Genomic DNA, 20,881 nt, shown 5'->3' on the forward strand with positions numbered 1-20,881 from the left:
AAAAGTTTTTAACGTGCCGAAGTTTGGCAGCATATTCCGGAGTATAAGTTAAATTTCGGGCGTGATTATCTATAACTACTACTTATTCAATACAGTTTTCATTACCCCTGATGCTATTCTCGCAGCAGCTATTCCACCTTGACCTCCATCCTCTACAATTACAGCTACAGCTACTTGAGGATTGTCAGCTGGCGCAAATCCAATAAACCAAGAATGCGGAGGAGCATCTTTTCCCTCATCCTGATGATCTGCAGTTCCTGTTTTACCAGCAACCTTTATACCTTCGATAGCAGCATTTACACCAGTACCTTCATCTACAACTGACTTCATAAAGTTTTTCATAGTATTTGCAGTATCCGCAGAAACTATTTGCCCTATGGCTTCTGGCTGTATATCTTTTACTATAGCTCCCTTACTTGTAACCACCTGTTTTACTAAATAAGGTTTCATCATTATACCACTATTTGCTATAGTACTAGTAACCACTGCCATCTGAAGAGGACTAGCTAAATCACTGCTTTGTCCTATTGCACTCTGAGCAATGCTTCCTTTTTCATATTTTTTTAATGTTGGAAACTTACTAGGCTCTACAGGAATTCCATCTGTTGGAATCTCCTTGTTAAAGAAAAACTTCTCTGCTGTAGCCTTCAGTTTATCATTACCAAGTTCAAGTCCTAAAGCTCCAAAAACAACATTGCTAGAATGGGTATATGCCTGTCTAAAATCTAAATTACCTAACACTTCTCCATTAAAATTATTAAGTGAGTAATCCTTACTTATATATAAACTTCCACTATCATTAAAAGTCCTACCTTTAATACCAGAAATATTCTCTAATGCACTTACTGCTGTTACAGTCTTAAAAGTAGATCCTGGAGGATAGAGTCCCGCAGTAGCTCTATTAATTAGCGGTCTATTCTTATCTTGGTTTATAGATTTCCAAATATCTTGTAAGTTGTTAGGATTAAATGATGGCTTTGAAACCATAGCAAGAACCTCTCCTGTCTTTGGGTTCAATACAACCACAGCTCCTCTGTTATCTCCTAATAACTCGTATGCTTTATTTTGAACATTGTAATCTAATGTTGTAGTTAAACTATTACCTACTTTTTCCTCACTTTTGCCCTTATTTTTTATAAGACTCTTTATGTTATCTTCAATATCTGTAGACATAAGCTGTTCATCATATTTTCTTTCTAAGCCAGTAATCCCATACTTTATATCTACATACCCTAATATGTGAGCAAATAATTCCCCTCCGGTATATTCCCTTTTTTGTTTCTCTTGATTTATTTTTTCACTCTTAGTTAGAGGTTTACCATTTCGATCGTAAATAGTTCCCCTTAAAACTTCGTTTCTTTTTACCCAAAGTCTTTTATTATATTGGCTATTAACTATCTTAGGGCCCATAATAATTTCAAAATATGTCATATAGGATATCAAACCTATAAAGCATATTAAGAATACCATGAGAACTTTCTTTATATTGTTTGATATATCATTCATATCTATCTACCCTCTTCTGATATCTTTTGAATTATACCCAGTGAAAAGAATGTAATAAGCATAGAACTTCCTCCATAACTTACCAGGGGAAGTGTTATACCTGTAAGAGGTATGGCATTCATAACTCCACCTATAATAACCAACACTTGTGAAGCTATCATTGCACTATATCCTACAGCTAAAAGTCTTGAAAATTTATCTTCACTATATACAGCCGCCCTCATACATCTATAAAATAGAAGAAAATACAATATTATTATTCCAAACCCCATAAGTATTCCAAGTTCTTCACACAATGCCGCAAAAATAAAATCCGTTGTGTTAACCGGAACATATTCAGGATGCCCTAGTCCCAACCCTGATCCTGTAAGTCCTCCAGAAGCAATGGAAAACATAGATTGTACCACTTGGTAGCTTTTATCATTTGCATAGGGCCAAGGATCTCTCCATATTAATACTCTGATCCTTACGTGATCAAATAGCTTATAACTAATAGTTGCTCCTATAGCAAGTAATGCAAAACAAGAAGCTATATATTTAAATTTTGATGTAGCTATATAGAGCATAGTTATAGCCATTCCAAAGATTATTAAAGCAGATCCCAGGTCTTTTTGAAGTACCATAAATCCTAAGCATACCATAACTACCAACCCAGGTATTAATAAATCTTTAAAATTTTCATAGTCTTTTAAAGTTGAAGCTAAGTAAGCAGCTAAAAACAGCTTTCCAAACTCTGATGGTTGGAAACCATAACTACCTATAAAAACCCAGTTTTTTGAACCATTTATTTCTGTACCAATGAAAATAGCCATACCCATAAATAAGATTGTAAAAGCTAAATACAAATACTTATATTTACTAAAACTTTTTAAATCAGGCAAGAGAACAACTATTAATATAAAACCTGTTACTCCTATGGCAAACCATATTATCTGTTTTATGGAGTCTCCCATATTAATTCTATACAGCATAACCATACCTATAACAGATAATATACTGGAAAATATAAAGATATATTTATCTCCATCTGAGAAAAATTTTCTTATTATTAAATAGGAATATCCTATAAGAAGACATGTGACTAATGCCATAACCATTGCCCCTTTATCAAAGGGTTGTTTTAGTATAGCTAAATTCAAAAAACAAACCAAGCATAAAAGATAAGTATATCTCAAAAGTTTTTTCTCATCTCTGCTAGTATCCAATTTATTCACCACCAGTCCTTAATAAAGTGAAAAATGAGAATATTATATTATTATATTACTTTAAAGCATGTATTTCCTATTGTAATTTCGTCTCCAGCATTTAGATACTCTCGGCCTTGAACTTTTTTTCTATTTAACAATGTACCATTAGTACTTCCTAAATCTTCAAGCAGACAGTCATTGTTTCTTATGTACACTCTAGCATGATGCCCCGAAGCATATGGGTCGTCCAGTATCAGTAAGTTATCATTCTTTCTTCCTATGGTTATTTCACCTTGGACAGGAATTACTCCTCCCCTCCTTAGATTAGAATTATTACCAGCATTTATTACTTCTAACCCAAAGGATTTCCTATTAGTTTTTCTAGTTCTTTTTCCACCATTTTTAATATCCTTATACATTATTCTTAAAGCAAAGAAAATTATAATATATATTATTCCTATTATAATAATTTTAAAAATTATACTCAACTTACTAAGTTCCATATAATCACCTTCTTGTAACTATTTTATCCCATAGCCAACTGCCACTAATAACCCTTCTTCTTCAAGGGACATATGCATCAGCATATTAAAAGACTAGCATCTATATTATGGTTATGCTAGTCTTTATATAAATTATAACATCTTTTTCAGATATTGTCCTGTGTAAGAGGATTTATTTTTAACTATTTCCTCTGGTGTACCAGTACATAAAATAGTTCCTCCTTTTTCCCCTCCTTCTGGTCCTAAGTCTATAATATAATCTGCACATTTTATTAAATCAAGATTATGCTCAATAACCACTATAGTATTACCCGTGTCCACAATTCTTTGAAGTATATCTATAAGTCTACTTACATCATCAATATGAAGTCCAGTAGTAGGCTCATCTAATATATATAAAGTTTTTCCTGTACTTTTCTTAGATAATTCATAGGCAAGCTTTATCCTTTGTGCTTCTCCACCAGATAACTGTGTTGAAGGCTGACCTAATCTTATATATCCAAGCCCTACATCCATGAGTGTTTGCAACTTATTTTTTATTCTTGGTATATTTTCAAAGAACTTTAGAGCCTCATCTACTGTCATCTTTAAAATATCATCAATATTGTTACCCTTATATTTTACTTCAAGAGTTTCTCTGTTATACCTTTTACCTTTACACACCTCACAAGGAACATATACATCAGATAAAAACTGCATTTCTATTTTTATAATTCCATCTCCCTGACAAGCTTCACATCTTCCACCTTTTACATTAAAGCTAAATCTTCCAGGCTTATAACCTTTCATTTTAGCTTCTGATGTATTAGCAAAAACTTCTCTTATTATGTCGAATACTCCAGTATATGTGGCCGGATTCGACCTAGGAGTCCTTCCTATAGGACTTTGGTCTATATTTATAATTTTATCTATATTTTCAACACCAACTATATCTTTGTATATTCCAGGATTATCCTTTGAATTATTCAATCTCTTATTCAAGCCCTTAAATAATATTTCATTTACAAGGGTACTCTTACCAGAACCTGACACTCCAGTAACACAAGTAAATACTCCTAATGGAAATTCTACATTTACATTTTTTAAGTTGTTTTCTTTAGCACCTTTTACAATAATGGATTTACCATTACCAGATTTTCTTTCAGAAGGCTTCTCTATTTTCTTTTTTCCACTTAAATATTGGCCTGTTATAGATTCATCACATTCCATTATTTCATCGATAGACCCTGCTGCAATTACTTTTCCACCATGTTCACCTGCTCCTGGACCTATATCAACTATAAAATCTGCTTCTTTCATGGTATCTTCATCATGTTCTACCACAACTAACGTATTACCTAAATCTCTTAAATGCTTTAGTGTTGATATAAGTCTATCGTTATCTCTTTGATGAAGTCCTATACTTGGTTCATCAAGTATATATAAAACACCTACTAAGCTAGAGCCAATCTGTGTTGCTAATCTAATTCTTTGTGCTTCTCCACCTGATAGAGTACCAGAGGTTCTAGCTAAAGTTAGGTAATCTAGTCCTACATCTATCAGAAACTTTAGTCTACTGTTTATTTCTCTTAATATCTGATCACTAATAATTTTATCCTTATCTGACAGCTGAAGTCCTTCTATAAACTTCAGTTCATCTTTTATTGACATACTGCAGAATTCATAAATGTTTTTTTCACCAACAGTAATGGCTAAAACTTCCGCTCTTAATCTTGCTCCCTTACATTTTGGACAAGGGTTATTACTCATGTAATTTTCAACTTCACCCTTAATATAATCTGAATTTGTTTCTAAGTATCTTCTCTTTAAATTGTTAACTATTCCTTCAAAGGCGTGATTGAACTCCATATTAGTACCATCTTTTTTATAGTTAACTTTTATTTTATCTCCTTTCAATCCATATAGAAGTATATCTATAACTTCACGACTATATTCTTCTATAGGTACGTCTAACTGAAATTTATATTTTTTAGCTAAAGCCTTTAATATACTGAAAGTCCAAGAATCTTCTTTTAAACTTCCAGGTCCCCAAGGTATAATAGCACCTTCTACTATACTTTTGCTCTTATCAGGTATTATTAGCTTTTCATCTATCTCCATCAATGTTCCCAGACCATCACAATGATCACATTTTCCAAAAGGTGCATTAAAAGAAAACATCCTTGGAGTAATTTCACCTATGCTTATCCCACATTCTGCACAAGCAAACTTTTCGCTAAATAATATATCCTCTTCTCCAATTACATTTACTATAACTAATCCCTCAGATAGTTTTAACGAAGTTTCTATAGAGTCAGATAACCTACTTCTAATATCTGGCTTTATCACTAATCTATCTACTACAACTTCAATTGTATGCTTGATATTCTTTTCAAGTTTTACATCTTCCTCTTGTAAATCAATGGTTTCTCCATCTATTCTAGCTCTTACAAATCCATTCTTTTTAATATTCTCTAGCAGCTTTATATGTTCACCTTTTCTACTTTTTACTACAGGAGACAGTATTTGAATTTTTGTTTTCTCTGGCATATCTAAAATTTTATCTACCATTTGATCTACGGTTTGTTGAGTTATTTTCTTTCCACACTTTGGGCAATGAGGTACACCTATTCTGGCATATAGTAATCTTAAGTAATCATATATTTCTGTAACAGTTCCTACGGTAGAACGTGGGTTTCTACCTGTAGTTTTTTGATCAATAGATATAGCAGGTGATAACCCCTCAATATTCTCTACATCAGGTTTATTCATTTGACCTAAGAACTGTCTTGCATATGCTGACAGTGACTCAACATATCTTCTCTGGCCTTCTGCATATAATGTGTCGAAGGCTAAGGAAGACTTTCCTGATCCTGAAAGTCCAGTGAAAATAATCAGCTTGTCTCTCGGAATCTCTAAACTAACATTTTTCAAATTATGCACCTTAGCACCTTTTATTACTATGCTATTTCTCATTAGCTTTATCTCCACACTCCTTAAATTTTATTATAGTTAACAAAATATATTCATAAATGATAGACTCTAATTATTATTTATCTAAATTAGAGTTTCTAACTTTTCTTCTGTTTTTTTAACTTAAATATCATATCACGCAATGTAGCTGCTTGTTCAAACTGTAAGCTTTTAGCAGCTTCTTTCATTTCTTTTTCGTATTTTTCAATAAGTTCATCTATATTTTCATTATTAGCCTTAATAGCTTCTTCTAAACTACCATACTCAGCTTTTTCCTCCGAAACTTTTGTAGCTTCTATTAGTTCTCTTATTTCTTTATTAATTGTTTTAGGTACTATACCATGCTTTTCATTATATGCTATTTGTATTTTTCTTCTTCTAGTAGTTTCAGATAAGGCTTTGTTCATAGAATCAGTTATAGTATCCGCATACATTATAACCTTACTTTCTGAGTTTCTTGCTGCTCTACCAATAGTCTGTATAAGTGATCTTTCAGATCTTAGAAACCCTTCCTTATCCGCATCAAGAATAGCTACTAGTGCTACTTCTGGAATATCTAAGCCTTCCCTTAAAAGATTTATGCCTACTAACACATGAAATTCGCCTTTTCTTAAATCTCTTATTATCTTCATTCTTTCTATAGTATCTATACCAGAATGCATATAGTTTGTTTTTATACCCATATCTTTTAGATAATCAGTTAAATCCTCAGCCATTTTTTTCGTAAGAGTAGTTACCAATATTCTAAAACCTCTATCTATAGTTTCTTTTATATTTGCATATAAATCATCTATTTGTCCTTTAATTGGTTTAACTATAATCTCCGGATCTAATAATCCAGTTGGCCTAATTATCTGTTGAGCTATATTTGTAGAGTGATTTAGTTCATAATCAGCTGGCGTAGCACTGACAAAAACTACTTGATTTAACTTATCTTCAAACTCATTAAATTTTAAAGGCCTGTTATCAAAGGCTGAAGGCAATCTAAAGCCATAGCCAACTAAAGATTCTTTTCTTGATCTGTCTCCACCATACATAGCCTTAACCTGCGGCAGCGTCACATGACTTTCATCTATAAAAAGCAAGTAATCCTCTGGAAAATAGTCTATTAATGTTTGTGGGGCCATTCCTTTTGCTCTTCCATCAAGTATTCTTGAATAATTTTCAATACCACTACAGTATCCGACTTCCCGCATCATTTCAATATCAAAATTTGTTCTTTGCTTAAGTCTTTGTGCCTCTAACAGCTTATCTTCAGCTGTCAGTTCTCTCAACCTATCTTCTAATTCCTCTTCTATCTTTCTTATTGCAACTTCTAGTCTTTCTCTTGAAGTTGCAAAGTGAGATGCTGGAGATATAGACACATGTTTCATAGTACCTATTATATTACCAGTTAAAACATCAAATTCTTTTATCTTATCAATCTCATCACCAAAAAATTCAACTCTTATACCTTTATTAGTATAGGAAGCAGGAAATATATCTAATACATCTCCCTTTACTCTAAAGGTACCTCTGACAAAATTCATTTCATTTCTTTCATATTGTATTTCTACAAGCTTCTTTAAAACTTCATCTCTGTCTTTAACCATACCTTGTCTTAGTGATATAGTAAGATTCTTATATTCCTCTGGATTACCAAGTCCATATATACATGACACTGATGCAACCACTACCACGTCTTTCCTTTCAAGAAGGGCTGAAGTTGCTGAGTGTCTTAACTTATCTATTTCATCATTAATTGATGCATCTTTTTCTATAAAAGTATCTGTTTGAGCAACATATGCTTCAGGTTGATAATAATCGTAGTATGATACAAAGTATTCAACACAATTTTCAGGAAAAAATTCTCTGAACTCAGAACAAAGCTGAGCTGCTAAGGTTTTATTATGCGCCAATATAAGCGTTGGTTTTTGAACTTTTTCAATAATATTCGCCATAGTAAAAGTTTTACCTGAACCAGTTACACCGAGAAGAGTCTGAAACTTTTCTCCTCTTGAAATACCATCTACTATACTTTTTATTGCTTTAGGCTGATCCCCTGTTGGCTTGAATTTAGAATGTATTTTGAAATTTCCCATTCTTTACTCATCCTTCTCCTTATTTTTCATTTTATCTAATATTTCTCCAAACCTTGTCTCATTTAGTTTTACAACCATACTATCTTTTGGAACACCTCTCGGTACAAAAACTATACCTAACTTCTTATCACTATTCATTTTATTATAGCTTACCTGCTCAAGGTTACCTGTAACCTTTTTAACCTTAAACCATATGAAACTTGAGCACTGCTTTATGGCTTCTGTAATCTTCTCTTCCGTTTCTATTTTTTCATCATTAATCTCTACTAATAAATCTCCGCTTTTTATGCCCATTTCATTAGCTGGAGAGTTGGGAGCAACATCCAATACCATTATTCCCTCTTCTCCACTTATATACTTAGGCTCACCTTTTATTTCTAGGTACCTTTGAACGGCAATTATAGCTTCATGAGCTAAAGGTGCAAATATCAATACCAAAACTTTTAAGTATATATTCATAACAGCAAGCTGAGCCAATCCAAATAGAATTAGGCTATATATTATTATAAAAATCCCTGACATAAATGCCTTTTCTTCCTTGTCTTTTGTAAATGTCACACTACTATAACCCATAATGCCATAAAAAGGAACTAACATAAGCATTGCATCTTTTAAAATATCAGCTGGAATAGAATTTCTTACTTTAGGCCACCACTGAGGTAGTGTGGTTTGAGAAGCTGTAACAATATCAGAACTGTTATGAAGCATAAAAAATATGGCTATAGGTAGTACCCAGTATCTTTGTAATGCAAAACCACCTATTATTTTTCCATCTCTGCTAGTAAAAACAGGTATATATCCTTTACTTCCATCAATCATTATAAGTATACCCTCTATTAAATGTAACACAGCAACCATAGTCATTAAGGCCACTATATCTATCTTAAGAATGTCGACTTCAGGTTTATTAAAAACTTGTGCCGCTATGGTAAGTATAATACTAACAGCTCCCAGAGCTGCCCCAGAATAGGCAAAACACACTAACTTTGGGCTGAAAAGCATGAAAATTATAGATACCAAAAATATTAAGTCTACTGAGGAATTTTCATCAAAAACTATACCCAAGTAAGACATTATAACACTTGCAAAAACGCCTGCAAATATTCCCATAACAATTTGTGATATAGTAAGTTCAAAAGGTGATATTATTTTTTCACCTATTATCATTTTCTGCATAAAAGCTGTCTTCTTATTTTTTCTGTAAAGCATAAATGCAAGTATAACTAAAAGCATTACTAAATATGGTTCTGTTAATGCAAATGCTACAGATCTTAAAGTATATAGTAAGATACTCATTAAAATTATTTCCCCTCTCCATAAATGAAGTTAGACAGAAAACTTCTGTCTAACTTAAAATCCTATATAGGTACTCTGACCTGAAATTTAACTACTTTACTTTACTCTTAGCTATTTCTAGTGCTTTATTAAATTGAGGATCTACACTTCTGTCATAAGGTTTTTCTCTTAAGCTATCAGGATATTGAACTGCTACATCTGGGCTAATACCTATATGATGTATGTTTACTCCATTTGGAGTGTAATACTTGGAAATTGTAACTTTCAATGCTGTACCTTCTCCAGTATCTAGCATTGTTTGAACAACTCCTTTTCCAAAGGTTTTTTCACCAACTAGAGTACCTATTTTGTAGTCTTTCACCGCACCTGAGAATATCTCAGATGCACTGGCTGTTCCTTCATTTGTAAGTATTGTTATAGGTAATCCTATGAAGTCGCCTCCACTAGATTTGTATTCTTGTTTTTTGTTATACTTATCTATAGTTGAAACTATAACTTTTCCTTTAGGTACAAAATCTGAAACCATATCTACACATTCATTGAGAAGTCCACCTGGGTTTCCTCTTAAGTCTATAATTAATGATTTCATACCTTTATCCTTTAATTCTTTCACCTTGTTGCTAAAATTCTTTGCAGTATTTTCATCAAACATTGTAACCTGAATATATCCAATATTGTTATCTATCATTTCGTCTTTTACAGTAACTAAATTTATCTTAGCTCTCTTTAATTTTACATCAAAAGTTCCCTTAGCTTCTCTATATAAGGTTAGAGTTACATCAGTTCCATCTTTACCTTTCATTAAAGTCACTGCTTTATCAAGATCCTTACCACTTACATCAGTACCATCTACTTTTTCGATTATATCCTTTGGTAATATTCCTGCTTTTTTAGAAGGGGAATCTTCAAAAACATCTACTACTACTATGTTATTTTCTTTTGACTGAACTTGAAGTCCTACACCACTATAGTTTCCTTGAGTTTGCATATTAAATTCTTCAAATTCTTTTTTATTCATAAATACTGTATAAGGATCATTCAGGGCTGAAGTCATACCTTTTACTGCTCCTTCTACTAAATCTGAATCATTAATCTTTCCATCATAATATTTATACAAAGCACTTCTTACCTCAAAGAGCTTTTCAAACTTAGATACCTTATTTAATACATATAAATTTGTTCCAAACATAGTAGCTAAGTTGGTTATAAGTACAATTGCTATAGTCCCTAATACCCATTTCTTTTTATTATTCAAAATTTCCACCTCTCCGTCATAAGCCTTCTACTCTATAGTATTTATATAAATCTTAAATAATTATAACACTAAAAAAAATAAATTTGCAAAACTATTTGTAAAATTTCATATATTGCTTATAAAATCAGCATGCAGCTTAATACTGCATGCTGATTTTAATTATAATGTAATCTAAATATTATACATTTATTCCATGACTACCCGCTCTAATACTCCCATCTGAATTAAGTTTTACTTTATCCATTCGGACTACCAGCCCTAAGACTCCCGCTTCTACAAGCGGTGAGTTAAGGGCTGGTACGCACTGGATTGGTTTAACTAAAATTCAGATGGGGTCAAAAACCCCACCTGAATTAAGTTTCACTTTATATTAAACAGATAAGAATTTTCTTATAGATAGTATACTACCAATTGATCCTATAACAATACCCATAACTATAAATAAACCTAATATACTAGTTAACACATAATTTGGAGATACTAATTGCATGGTTAACAATCCACCGGAAGCTCTGTTATAGGCTATAGTATATGCATAATATAATAATATATCTGCAAATATTCCTCCTATAACACCAATTATTATACCTTCCATTATGAAAGGCCATCTTATAAACCAGTCAGTAGCTCCTATGTATTTCATTATCCCTATTTCTCTTCTTCTTGAGTATAAAGTAATTTTTATGGTATTGCCTATTAAAAATAGTGATACTCCAATCAGTATTACAAATATAACTCCACCTACCCATTTAATAGTACTGGTTACAGCTATAATCTTATCTACAATTTCTCTTCCATCTTTAATAGTTTCTATTCCTTGCATGTCCTTAATATTATTTACAACCTCAGTAACCATTTCTGGCTTTTGCACTTTAACTATATATGAATTAGGTAGTGGATTATTTTTTTCTAATCCTTCAACCAATCCCTTATTCTGTCCAAGTTGACTTTTAAACTTTTCCATAGCTTGTGCTTTGCTTTCATAGGCTACATCTACTACGCCACTTACATCCTTGATTTTTTTCTCTAGATCTCTTTGCTGAAGCATTGTGATATCATCCTTCAGAACTACCCTTACCTCAACTTTAGATTCCACTTCTAATATTCCTTGTTTAACATTAAGTATTGTAAGTAAAAATATACCTAAGATAAATAACGTTGCTGCAACAGTAGCTGATGACGCGATACTTGTAACTTTGTTTCTTTTCAAGCTTTTCAATGAATCTAATATAAAGAATTTTATTGTACTAATCCTCATAGCCGTATGCTCCTCTCTGTTCATCCCTTACTATGATACCTTTTTCAACAGCAATAACTCTCTTTCTCATAGCGTCAACTATATCTTTAGCATGAGTTGCCATAACTATAGTTGTACCGGCACGATTTATATCATTAAGAGTTTCCATAATATCCATAGCAGTTTCCGGATCTAGGTTTCCTGTAGGTTCATCGGCAATCAATATAGCAGGATTGTTAACAATAGCTCTAGCTAAAGATATTCTCTGCTGTTCTCCACCAGATAACTCATGTGGAAAAGCCTTATATTTATTTGCTAATCCTACTAAAGAAAGCACTAAAGGTACCTTTTTTCTTATTTCTCTTGAAGGAGCTTCAATAACTCTCATTGCAAATGCAACATTTTCATAAACATTTAGAGTTGGTATTAGTCTAAAATCTTGAAAAACTACCCCTATTTTTCTCCTATAATAAGGAATCTCTTTTCTTTTAAGATTTGTTACATCCATATCATTTACTAATATACTTCCACTAGTAGGTTGTACCTCTTTCAAAAGCATTTTTATAAAAGTTGATTTACCAGCTCCACTTGGTCCAACTAAAAATACAAATTCACCTTTTTCTATATTTACATTTATATTTGATAAAGCAAATATATTATTACCATAAACCTTAGTTACATTTTTAAACTGTATCATCAAAACATCTCCTTGTTTTTACATAACTCTCAAAGCTTTTTTACATAACTACGTTATATTATAACATAATGAGACAAGAAATTAAAAATTAATTCTATGAAATTATTATTAACAAAAAAAATAACATATACAATTGAACATAATTCAACCATATATGTAATATAGAGTAAAGATATCAGAGATCCCCTAGTATATCTTTAAATCCCTCTCCCAAGACTTCATGGGCATTACTTACTGTAATAAAAGCTTTAGGATCAATTTCCTTTATATATCTCTTCAACCTTATAAATTCTTTTCTACTTAATACTGTATATAAAATATACGAATCCTCTTTTCTATACCCACCTTTACCATTAAGAATAGTACATCCTCTTCCTAATTCTTTTATAACAAACTTATTTATTAAATCAATTTTGGAACTCATTATTAATAACTGTTTAGAGATGTTAAATCCTTCTATAACAGTATCTATTATAATACCATTTCCAATAACGGATAAAATTGCATACATACCTATTTCTGCTCCAAAGGAAGCTCCTGCAAAAATTGTTACAATCACATCTACAACAAAAAGTGATTTTCCCATATCCAAGTGAGTAAACTTATTTATTATTTTGGCTAAAATATCTGTACCACCAGTTGATGCATTTTGATTAAAAACTATACCCATGCCAATTCCACACAAAAACATTCCAAATAATGATGCTAATAGTAAATCTTTTGTAATTACCATGGCTGGAGTCATTACCCTATCCATGATAGAAATTATACCTGATAAACTTAGGCTAGCGTATATAGTTTTAGCTCCAAACTTATTACCAATGACAATAAAAGCCACTATAAATAATACTATATTCATAATAAGTAAAAGAATTCCTATTTGTAACTTTGGTATAAAGTTATTAACTATAATTGCTATACCAGTAATTCCACCAGCTGCTATTTTGTTAGGTGCTAAGAAAAATTCTATGCCTAAAGCTACTAATAAAACACCTATAGTAATTAAACTATACTCTTTAAATGCTTTCATAAAACTTTAACTCCTATGATAAATAATTAAAATACTAATTTATTTATTCCCTATTCTTGAATTTATATTACTATAGATAACCATAGCTTAAATTTAAAAGTTCCGTACCTATAAAATAAGAACTCCGTAAAAATTTACGGAGTTCTTTATAATGTTGTATTTTCTTAATTCATATAGCTAACTACTTTAATGTTAAAACCCTTTTTACTGCTTTTACTATATCTTCTGCTGTCAAACCATATGCTTTTAAAAGTTCTGCTGGTTTTCCGCTTTCTCCAAAGGTGTCTTTTACTCCAACTCTCACCACAGGCGTAGGTTGGTTTTCACTTAGCACTTCACATACAGCAGAGCCTAATCCTCCAATTATGTTGTGCTCTTCTACGGTTACTACCGCACCAGTTTCTCTAGCAGCATTTGTTATTGCTTCGCTATCTATAGGCTTTATAGTATGTATATTTACAACCTTAACTTTTATTCCTTCTTCTGCTAGAGAATTATAAGCTTCTAAAGCTGCCTCTATCATTATTCCAGTAGCAAAAATAGTTGCATCTTTTCCCTGTCTTAATGTAACTGCCTTTCCTATTTCAAACTTATATTCTGGATTGTTATTTATTACAGGAACTCCTGCTCTTCCAAGTCTTACATAGCATGGTCCTTTGTATTCTGCAACTGCTCTAATTGCAGCTTCAGTTTCAATAGCATCACTTGGACAAATTACTGTCATATTAGGTACACTTCTCATTAAAGCTACATCTTCTATAGCTTGGTGTGATGCACCATCTTCTCCTACTGTAAGTCCTGCGTGAGTTGCACATATCTTTACATTTAAATTTGGATAACAAATAGAGTTTCTTATTTGTTCGAAAGCTCTTCCTGCTGCAAACATAGCAAAGGTACTAACGAACGGTATCTTATCGCAAGTTGACAAACCTGCTGCTGCTGCAACCATATTAGCTTCAGCTATACCCATATTTATAAATCTTTCAGGACAAACCTTTTTAAAATCCGCTGTCTTAGTTGATTTAGATAAATCAGCATCAAACACAACTATTTTCTCATTTTCCTGTCCTATTTTAGCTAAAATTTTCCCATACGCTTCTCTTGTAGCTATCTTATTAGACATTATTCTTCACCTCCTAATTCTTGTAGAGCTTTTTCGCATTGCTCTTTACTCGGTGCGTTTCCATGCCAACCAACCTCATTTTCCATGAAAGAAACACCTTTACCTTTAACAGTCTTACAGACTATTACAGTAGGCTTATCTTTTATTGTTTTAGCTTCGCCAATTGCATTTATAATTTGCTCAAAACTATGGCCATCTATTTCTATAACATGCCAATTGAAAGCCCTAAACTTATCCCCGATAGGTGCTGCAGACATTACTTCTTCTATTGGACCATCTATTTGAAGCCCATTATAATCAATAAAAGCCGTTAAATTATTAAGCTTATAGTGTGCTGCTGACATAGTAGCTTCCCATACTTGACCTTCTTCTAATTCACCATCGCCAAGTAATACATAAACTCTATAGTCCTTTTTATCCAGTTTGCCAGCTAATGCCATACCAACTGCTGCTGATATTCCTTGACCTAAAGATCCTGTAGACATATCAATCCCTGGAACGTCATTCATATTTGGATGTCCCTGAAGAATTGAACCAATTTTTCTAAGAGTCTTTAATTCTTCAACATCAAAATAACCTCTCCTAGCAAGGGTGCTATATAGTACTGGTGCAGCATGCCCCTTAGAGAGTACAAATCTATCTCTATCTAAGTCTCTAGGTTTTTCTGGAGTTACATTCATTTCATTAAAATATAACGTAGTCAAAATTTCTACAGCTGATAATGATCCACCTGGATGACCTGAAGCAGATTCCGTTAACATTTTTACAATGTCTTTTCTAATTATCGTTGCTACTTGTTTCATCTCTTCAACACTTTTTTTCACAATCTTAACCTCCTAGTAGGCTTATTCTTAAAAATTCTCTTATTATTTTATCACAAAAAACCTTTTTTATATATAAATTCATATAATAAAATTCCTAAATTTAGTATAAACTAAAAATAAGGGTTTGTAAACAAACCCTTATTTAAATTATTGTAGCCCTACACTTACTAGAAGTGCATCATCTACCTTTTTCATATCTATATCGGTCATGTGACCTATCTTTTCCTTTAATCTTCTTTTATCTAAAGTTCTTATCTGCTCAAGCAAAACTACAGAATCCTTATTAAGTCCATAAGCCTCTGATGAAACTTCTACATGAGTCGGGAGTTTTGCCTTATTTATCTGAGAAGTAATTGCTGCTACAATTACAGTGGGGCTGTATTTATTACCAACATCATTTTGAATGATGATAACTGGCCTTATACCTCCCTGTTCTGAACCCACTACGGGACTTAAGTCAGCATAAAATATATCTCCTCTTTTCACTAATGTTGTCATCAGCCAAATCACTCTCCGAAAGCTTCGCTTCATATTCTTTAAATTCTTTCATGTCACTTGCAAAGCCCATTTCTGCAAACTCAAGATTAAGTTGAGCCATCTCTTTATATCCTTTTTCCATTTGCTCTATAATATTCAACCTTTTTTTCTCTTTAATATATAATATGATTGCTTCCCTAATAAATTCACTTCTTTTTTTGCAATCTTCCTGTAGTGCCTTATTAAATTCATTGTATAGTGTTTCTGAGAGGTTTACTACTAATCTCTTTGAATTTGACATATAAAAATCAATACCTCCTATTAACTTAAGCGAAAGATATGTACACACAAATTATAGCCTCAAAACTGTCAATATGTCAAAGAAATTATGCGTAGTTTCTCCATTTTCCTACTTGTATTTTTTGCACATAATTCCTTATTTTATCAGATTTGCTATATGTGTGTATATGTATATGTATATTTTGTTTAAATATGTACTCCGCTGTATCATTAATAGTTTAATAAATACTAAAATAATCAATAAGTATATTCTATCATAAATAAATATATTTACTAGATACTACTATATGAAATTCTCAGAAATTTTATTAAAATTTTATACTATGCTAGTATATTTTACAAAGTATTAAAGTTATATACATTAAATTTATATAAGCTTATACATAATTTCTAACTTTAACTATTTGTTTATTTTTAATATATACTCTAGGTACTCTTTTGCTAATCATACACAATACTTCATAACTTATTGTCCCTAATATATCAGCTATATGGTCTGCATTAAATTTAACATTGCCTTTACTACCTAAAAGTATAACTTCGTCTCCAATTTTTACCTCTCCCACATCCGTAACATCCACCATACACTGATCCATACATATGTTTCCGATTACAGGTGCAAACTTTCCATTAATAATTACCTTGGCCTTTCCAGACATAATCCTTGAGTATCCATCCGCATAGCCCAAGGGTAATGTTGCTACTATACTCTTTCTTTCTGTCTTAAATTTTCTTCCATAACCTATATAGCTATCTTTTTCTACAGTTTTTACATAAATTACATTAGCTTTTAGTGTCATCACCGGTTTTATATTCAACTGATTTTTATCCACATACTTTGAAGGATAGTATCCATAAAGTATTATACCAGGTCTTACTCCATCATAATGGGCATTTTCTAATTCCATTATAGCTGCACTATTAGCTATATTCCTCATATTTATACTTACCTTTTCTTCTTTTAGCTTATTATAAAATAAATTATATGTATCTAATTGTATGTTGGAATATTCTTTATCCTGCTCATCTGCTGTAGCGAAGTGTGAAAATAATCCTTCTAATTCTATATAGGGCAATTTGCTAATCTTTATTATATCCTTAATGCTTTCTTCATTGAATAGAAACCCTATTCTACCCATGCCAGTATCAATGGCAATGTGAACTTTAATAGTTTTATTTGCTTCTTGAGCTAATTTTGATAAACTGCATGCATATTCATAGGATGATACTGTTGGTTGTAAATCATAGTTAATTAAATCTTTTGATAAACTCTCAGGTGTAAGTCCTAAAAGCATAATTGGACATTTTATTCCGCTATTTCTTAACTCTATACCCTCATTCAGCGTTGCTATAGCTAGTCTAGTAGCTCCATTTTCTAAAAGTACTGGAGCTATATCTATGGCTCCATGTCCATAAGCATCAGCTTTAACAACAGCTATTATCTCCTTACTTGTAGCCTTAAGCTTAATCTGCTTCATATTATAAGCAATTTTATCTAAATCTATTTCTGCCCATACAGGTCTGAAATTATTAAACATAATATTCCACCTCTTATATCCCTTGTATTTAACATATCTCTAAAATAATTTAACTGCAACTTAACAGCAATTATTAAACATTTCTATGTTTCTATTAATTATGTCCAAGTCTTATACTTATATTTTATACCTTAATTAAAATATAATAAGTACCACAGAAGCCATTTTTTATTATATAGGTGGCTTATTTTAATCAAATTAATAAACATTAATAATAAAAAAACAAAATGGCACAAGACTCTATAAAAAGTTCATGCCAAGGCTAACGTCTACTATTCAACATTAAATAATTCCTTGTCTAATTCTGTATTAGCTGCGAAATTAGAATACTCAACAGTAATTTTTTTCCTATTTTTGTTGTCATATATATAAAGATACTTTGGCGTAAAACCTGTAGCATTAATATACAACTCAGCTTTATCAATATTTTTATTGTTACCTGGAATATCCAACTCAATAACCTGAAACTCATTGTTATCTATGTTTTTATAAAAGGTTTTTATTTTTTCATTAGTATAAATTAAATTAATATACTCACCTATAAAACTTTGTTTAAATACACTATCAAAATCTTTATCTGTATCATAATTGAAACCATTATGTATATCTTTAACATATATCTTATTTTCCTTATATATTAATATTCTGTTCTTTTCTAAGTCAAGTCTTTGTCCATATTTTTTACTATAGGCTTGTTTTCCATTGTAATTCACTACTTGTTTATCGTTCTCTATCTTTATATTTATATCTGAACTATAGCTATCCAAGCTTTTTAAATATTCAATACCATCCTCTGTATTTTTAACTTCTTTTCCACATCCTACAAGAAAAATTGAAAACACAAAAGATATAAAGAACAATACTAATAGTTTTTTTTTCATTCCAATCCTCCCACAAGTACACTTTTTAAGCATATATTACACTATTAATACTATTCTTCTATGTGTTTTTATATTCTAAGCTTGGCAAAATTAATTACTTAAAAAATTTTTTATAGCAAAAGGAATTTTATCAAGTACATGACTAGCATTTACGCAAAACATTTCTTTTGACAGCTTCTCTCCACAATATCCATGAATAAATGCAGCTATATAGGCAGCCTCCATAATTTTATACCCTTGACCAATAAACGATGCTATCATACCTGTAAGACAATCTCCCATTCCTCCTGAAGCCATGGAACTGTTTCCTGTAGAATTAACTATCACTCTGTTGCCATCTGTGATTATAGTATTATATCCTTTAAGCAGCACAGTAACCTGATTTTCCTTAGCAAAATTTTTAGCAACCTCTATTCTGTGGTTCTTAATATAATCTAATGATAATCCTGTTATCCTTGACATCTCACCAGGATGTGGTGTAATTATAACCTCTGAACTTTTATTTTTTAATACATCTATTCTATCTTTTAGTACATTTATACCATCTGCATCAATAACAACAGGTACTTTTGAAACACTTAAAATTTTTTCTACTAATAAGCTAGTAGCTTTGTTATTTCCCATACCTGGACCTATGGCAATGCAATCACTTTTATTAATATAGTCATCTATTTTACAATTCTCATCAAAAGTAGTAGTCATTGCCTCTAAAAGTTTAGTACTTAAAATTGGTTGAATTTTTTTACTACAGCACAAAGTCACAAGTCCTGCTCCACTTCTAACAGCTCCTTGGGTGCAAATATATGCAGCTCCTGTGAACCCTTCTGCTCCAGCAATTATTAATACTTTGCCATAATCACCTTTATGAGAGTATTTATCCCTTTTCTTTATATTCTTCCTTATCATTAATTCATCTACAATAAATTCATTTTCATGAAACTTGCTTATTGCAGTTTCTGGTATACCTATATCTTCTATTATTATTGTTCCTATGAATTTATCTGTATCATAATTTAAAAAACCTTTTTTATATAATTGAAATGAAACAGTCTTATTAGCTCTGATACAATTTCCTAATATGTTGCCAGTGTTGCTATCCATACCTGAAGGTATATCAATTGATATTGTATATTTACTATTTTCATTAATTATAGATATAACGGAGTCAAATATTCCATCAATATTTCTAGATAAACCTGTTCCAAACAGTGCATCTATAGTTACCTCACTGTTCACTATTGCATCTCTTAAATTATTAATGTCTTCTATATTCTCAACCTTACTTATTTTTATTCCTATTTTTTTTAATATTTCATAATTTATCTTACAATCATCTGACATTTCTTCTTTGTTACCTACTAAGAATACCTGTATCTTCTTATTTAATATATGTAAATGTCTTGCTATTGCAAATCCATCCCCACCATTGTTTCCTTTTGTACATATTATACAAAAAGAATTATATGTATTAGTATCTATATTTTTTATGACCTTAATTGCAGCATTTTCCATTAATACAATACCAGGTATTTTTAATTCATTAATACAATAGTTATCTATCATCCTCATTGTTTCTGCAGTTGCAATCCTCAAGCTTATCAACCTCCATAACTGCATATGCAATTGCACTATCAACACCATGTGATATACTTAGATGAATTTTGTAATTTCCATATTTTTGAGCAAGAAGCTTCGCTTTACCTTTTAGTACAACAATTGGTTTACCTGCTGCTGTTCTATCAATTTCTATATCTTTAAACTCAAAACCACTAAAACCTGTACCTAGTGCTTTAGCAACCGCTTCTTTGGCAGCAAACCTGCCAGACACAAATTCTGGTCTTAAGTTTCTGCTCTTTAAATACTCAATTTCATTTTTACTAAAAATTCTATCTATAAAGTTAGCATGCTTATCAATAGCTTCTTTAATTCTTCTAATTTCAACTATATCAACCCCAACTCCTAGAATCAAAAACATCACCCCCTCCATATGAATA

18 protein-coding genes are annotated in these 20,881 nt (G+C 31.4%); all 18 read right to left on the minus strand.

The features are described from left to right. Positions 1-78 precede the first annotated feature (78 nt). On the minus strand, positions 79-1,506 hold the full coding sequence (locus tag HGI79_RS04335; RefSeq protein ID WP_185649440.1) for a penicillin-binding protein 2: 1,428 nt from the start codon (positions 1,504-1,506) through the stop codon (positions 79-81). Between the two features lie 2 nt (positions 1,507-1,508). Beyond that, entirely contained in the window at positions 1,509-2,711 is a 1,203-nt protein-coding gene (locus tag HGI79_RS04340; protein WP_185649441.1) for an FtsW/RodA/SpoVE family cell cycle protein, read from the minus strand. A 50-nt stretch (positions 2,712-2,761) separates the two neighbouring features. After that, entirely contained in the window at positions 2,762-3,196 is a 435-nt protein-coding gene (locus HGI79_RS04345) for an FHA domain-containing protein (protein WP_185649442.1), read from the minus strand. 132 nt (positions 3,197-3,328) lie between these two features. Continuing rightward, positions 3,329-6,151, minus strand: coding sequence for an excinuclease ABC subunit UvrA (gene uvrA, locus HGI79_RS04350; RefSeq protein ID WP_185649443.1), 2,823 nt, complete (start codon positions 6,149-6,151; stop codon positions 3,329-3,331). 95 nt (positions 6,152-6,246) lie between these two features. After that, positions 6,247-8,229 (minus strand): excinuclease ABC subunit UvrB, encoded by a 1,983-nt coding sequence (uvrB, locus tag HGI79_RS04355; RefSeq protein WP_185649444.1) that lies wholly within the window; start codon positions 8,227-8,229, stop codon positions 6,247-6,249. A gap of 3 nt (positions 8,230-8,232) precedes the next feature. Continuing rightward, positions 8,233-9,525, minus strand: coding sequence for a PDZ domain-containing protein (locus HGI79_RS04360; protein WP_185649445.1), 1,293 nt, complete (start codon positions 9,523-9,525; stop codon positions 8,233-8,235). A gap of 91 nt (positions 9,526-9,616) precedes the next feature. Next, entirely contained in the window at positions 9,617-10,780 is a 1,164-nt protein-coding gene (locus HGI79_RS04365) for a S41 family peptidase (protein WP_185649446.1), read from the minus strand. A 370-nt stretch (positions 10,781-11,150) separates the two neighbouring features. Then, positions 11,151-12,038, minus strand: coding sequence for a permease-like cell division protein FtsX (gene ftsX, locus HGI79_RS04370; RefSeq protein ID WP_185649447.1), 888 nt, complete (start codon positions 12,036-12,038; stop codon positions 11,151-11,153). Further along, on the minus strand, positions 12,028-12,714 hold the full coding sequence (gene ftsE / locus HGI79_RS04375) for a cell division ATP-binding protein FtsE (RefSeq protein WP_185649448.1): 687 nt from the start codon (positions 12,712-12,714) through the stop codon (positions 12,028-12,030). Before ftsE ends, ftsX begins: the two co-directional genes overlap by 11 nt. A gap of 175 nt (positions 12,715-12,889) precedes the next feature. Beyond that, positions 12,890-13,744, minus strand: coding sequence for a YitT family protein (locus HGI79_RS04380; RefSeq protein ID WP_185649449.1), 855 nt, complete (start codon positions 13,742-13,744; stop codon positions 12,890-12,892). Positions 13,745-13,925: 181 nt separating this feature from the next. After that, positions 13,926-14,867, minus strand: a complete 942-nt coding sequence (locus tag HGI79_RS04385) for a transketolase family protein (protein WP_185649450.1) — start codon at positions 14,865-14,867, stop codon at positions 13,926-13,928. Continuing rightward, a complete protein-coding gene (locus HGI79_RS04390; RefSeq protein ID WP_185649451.1) occupies positions 14,867-15,691 on the minus strand; it encodes a transketolase in 825 nt (274 codons plus the stop codon). The genes HGI79_RS04385 and HGI79_RS04390 overlap by 1 nt, the downstream gene beginning before the upstream one ends. 147 nt (positions 15,692-15,838) lie before the next feature. After that, a complete protein-coding gene (locus HGI79_RS04395) occupies positions 15,839-16,189 on the minus strand; it encodes a type II toxin-antitoxin system PemK/MazF family toxin (protein ID WP_185649452.1) in 351 nt (116 codons plus the stop codon). Next, positions 16,149-16,469 (minus strand): CopG family ribbon-helix-helix protein, encoded by a 321-nt coding sequence (locus HGI79_RS04400; RefSeq protein ID WP_185649453.1) that lies wholly within the window; start codon positions 16,467-16,469, stop codon positions 16,149-16,151. Before HGI79_RS04400 ends, HGI79_RS04395 begins: the two co-directional genes overlap by 41 nt. Before the next feature lie 376 nt (positions 16,470-16,845). Next, on the minus strand, positions 16,846-18,006 hold the full coding sequence (alr, locus tag HGI79_RS04405; protein WP_185649454.1) for an alanine racemase: 1,161 nt from the start codon (positions 18,004-18,006) through the stop codon (positions 16,846-16,848). 272 nt (positions 18,007-18,278) lie between these two features. After that, the gene (locus tag HGI79_RS04410) at positions 18,279-18,887 is read right to left on the minus strand and encodes a germination lipoprotein GerS-related protein (RefSeq protein ID WP_185649455.1); all 609 of its coding nucleotides are present in this window, start codon (positions 18,885-18,887) and stop codon (positions 18,279-18,281) included. Positions 18,888-18,977: 90 nt separating this feature from the next. Next, entirely contained in the window at positions 18,978-20,480 is a 1,503-nt protein-coding gene (locus tag HGI79_RS04415) for an NAD(P)H-hydrate dehydratase (RefSeq protein WP_185649456.1), read from the minus strand. Continuing rightward, entirely contained in the window at positions 20,440-20,856 is a 417-nt protein-coding gene (gene acpS, locus HGI79_RS04420) for a holo-ACP synthase (RefSeq protein WP_185649540.1), read from the minus strand. Before acpS ends, HGI79_RS04415 begins: the two co-directional genes overlap by 41 nt. Positions 20,857-20,881 lie beyond the last annotated feature (25 nt).

The organism is Clostridium sp. DJ247 (assembly GCF_014231265.1).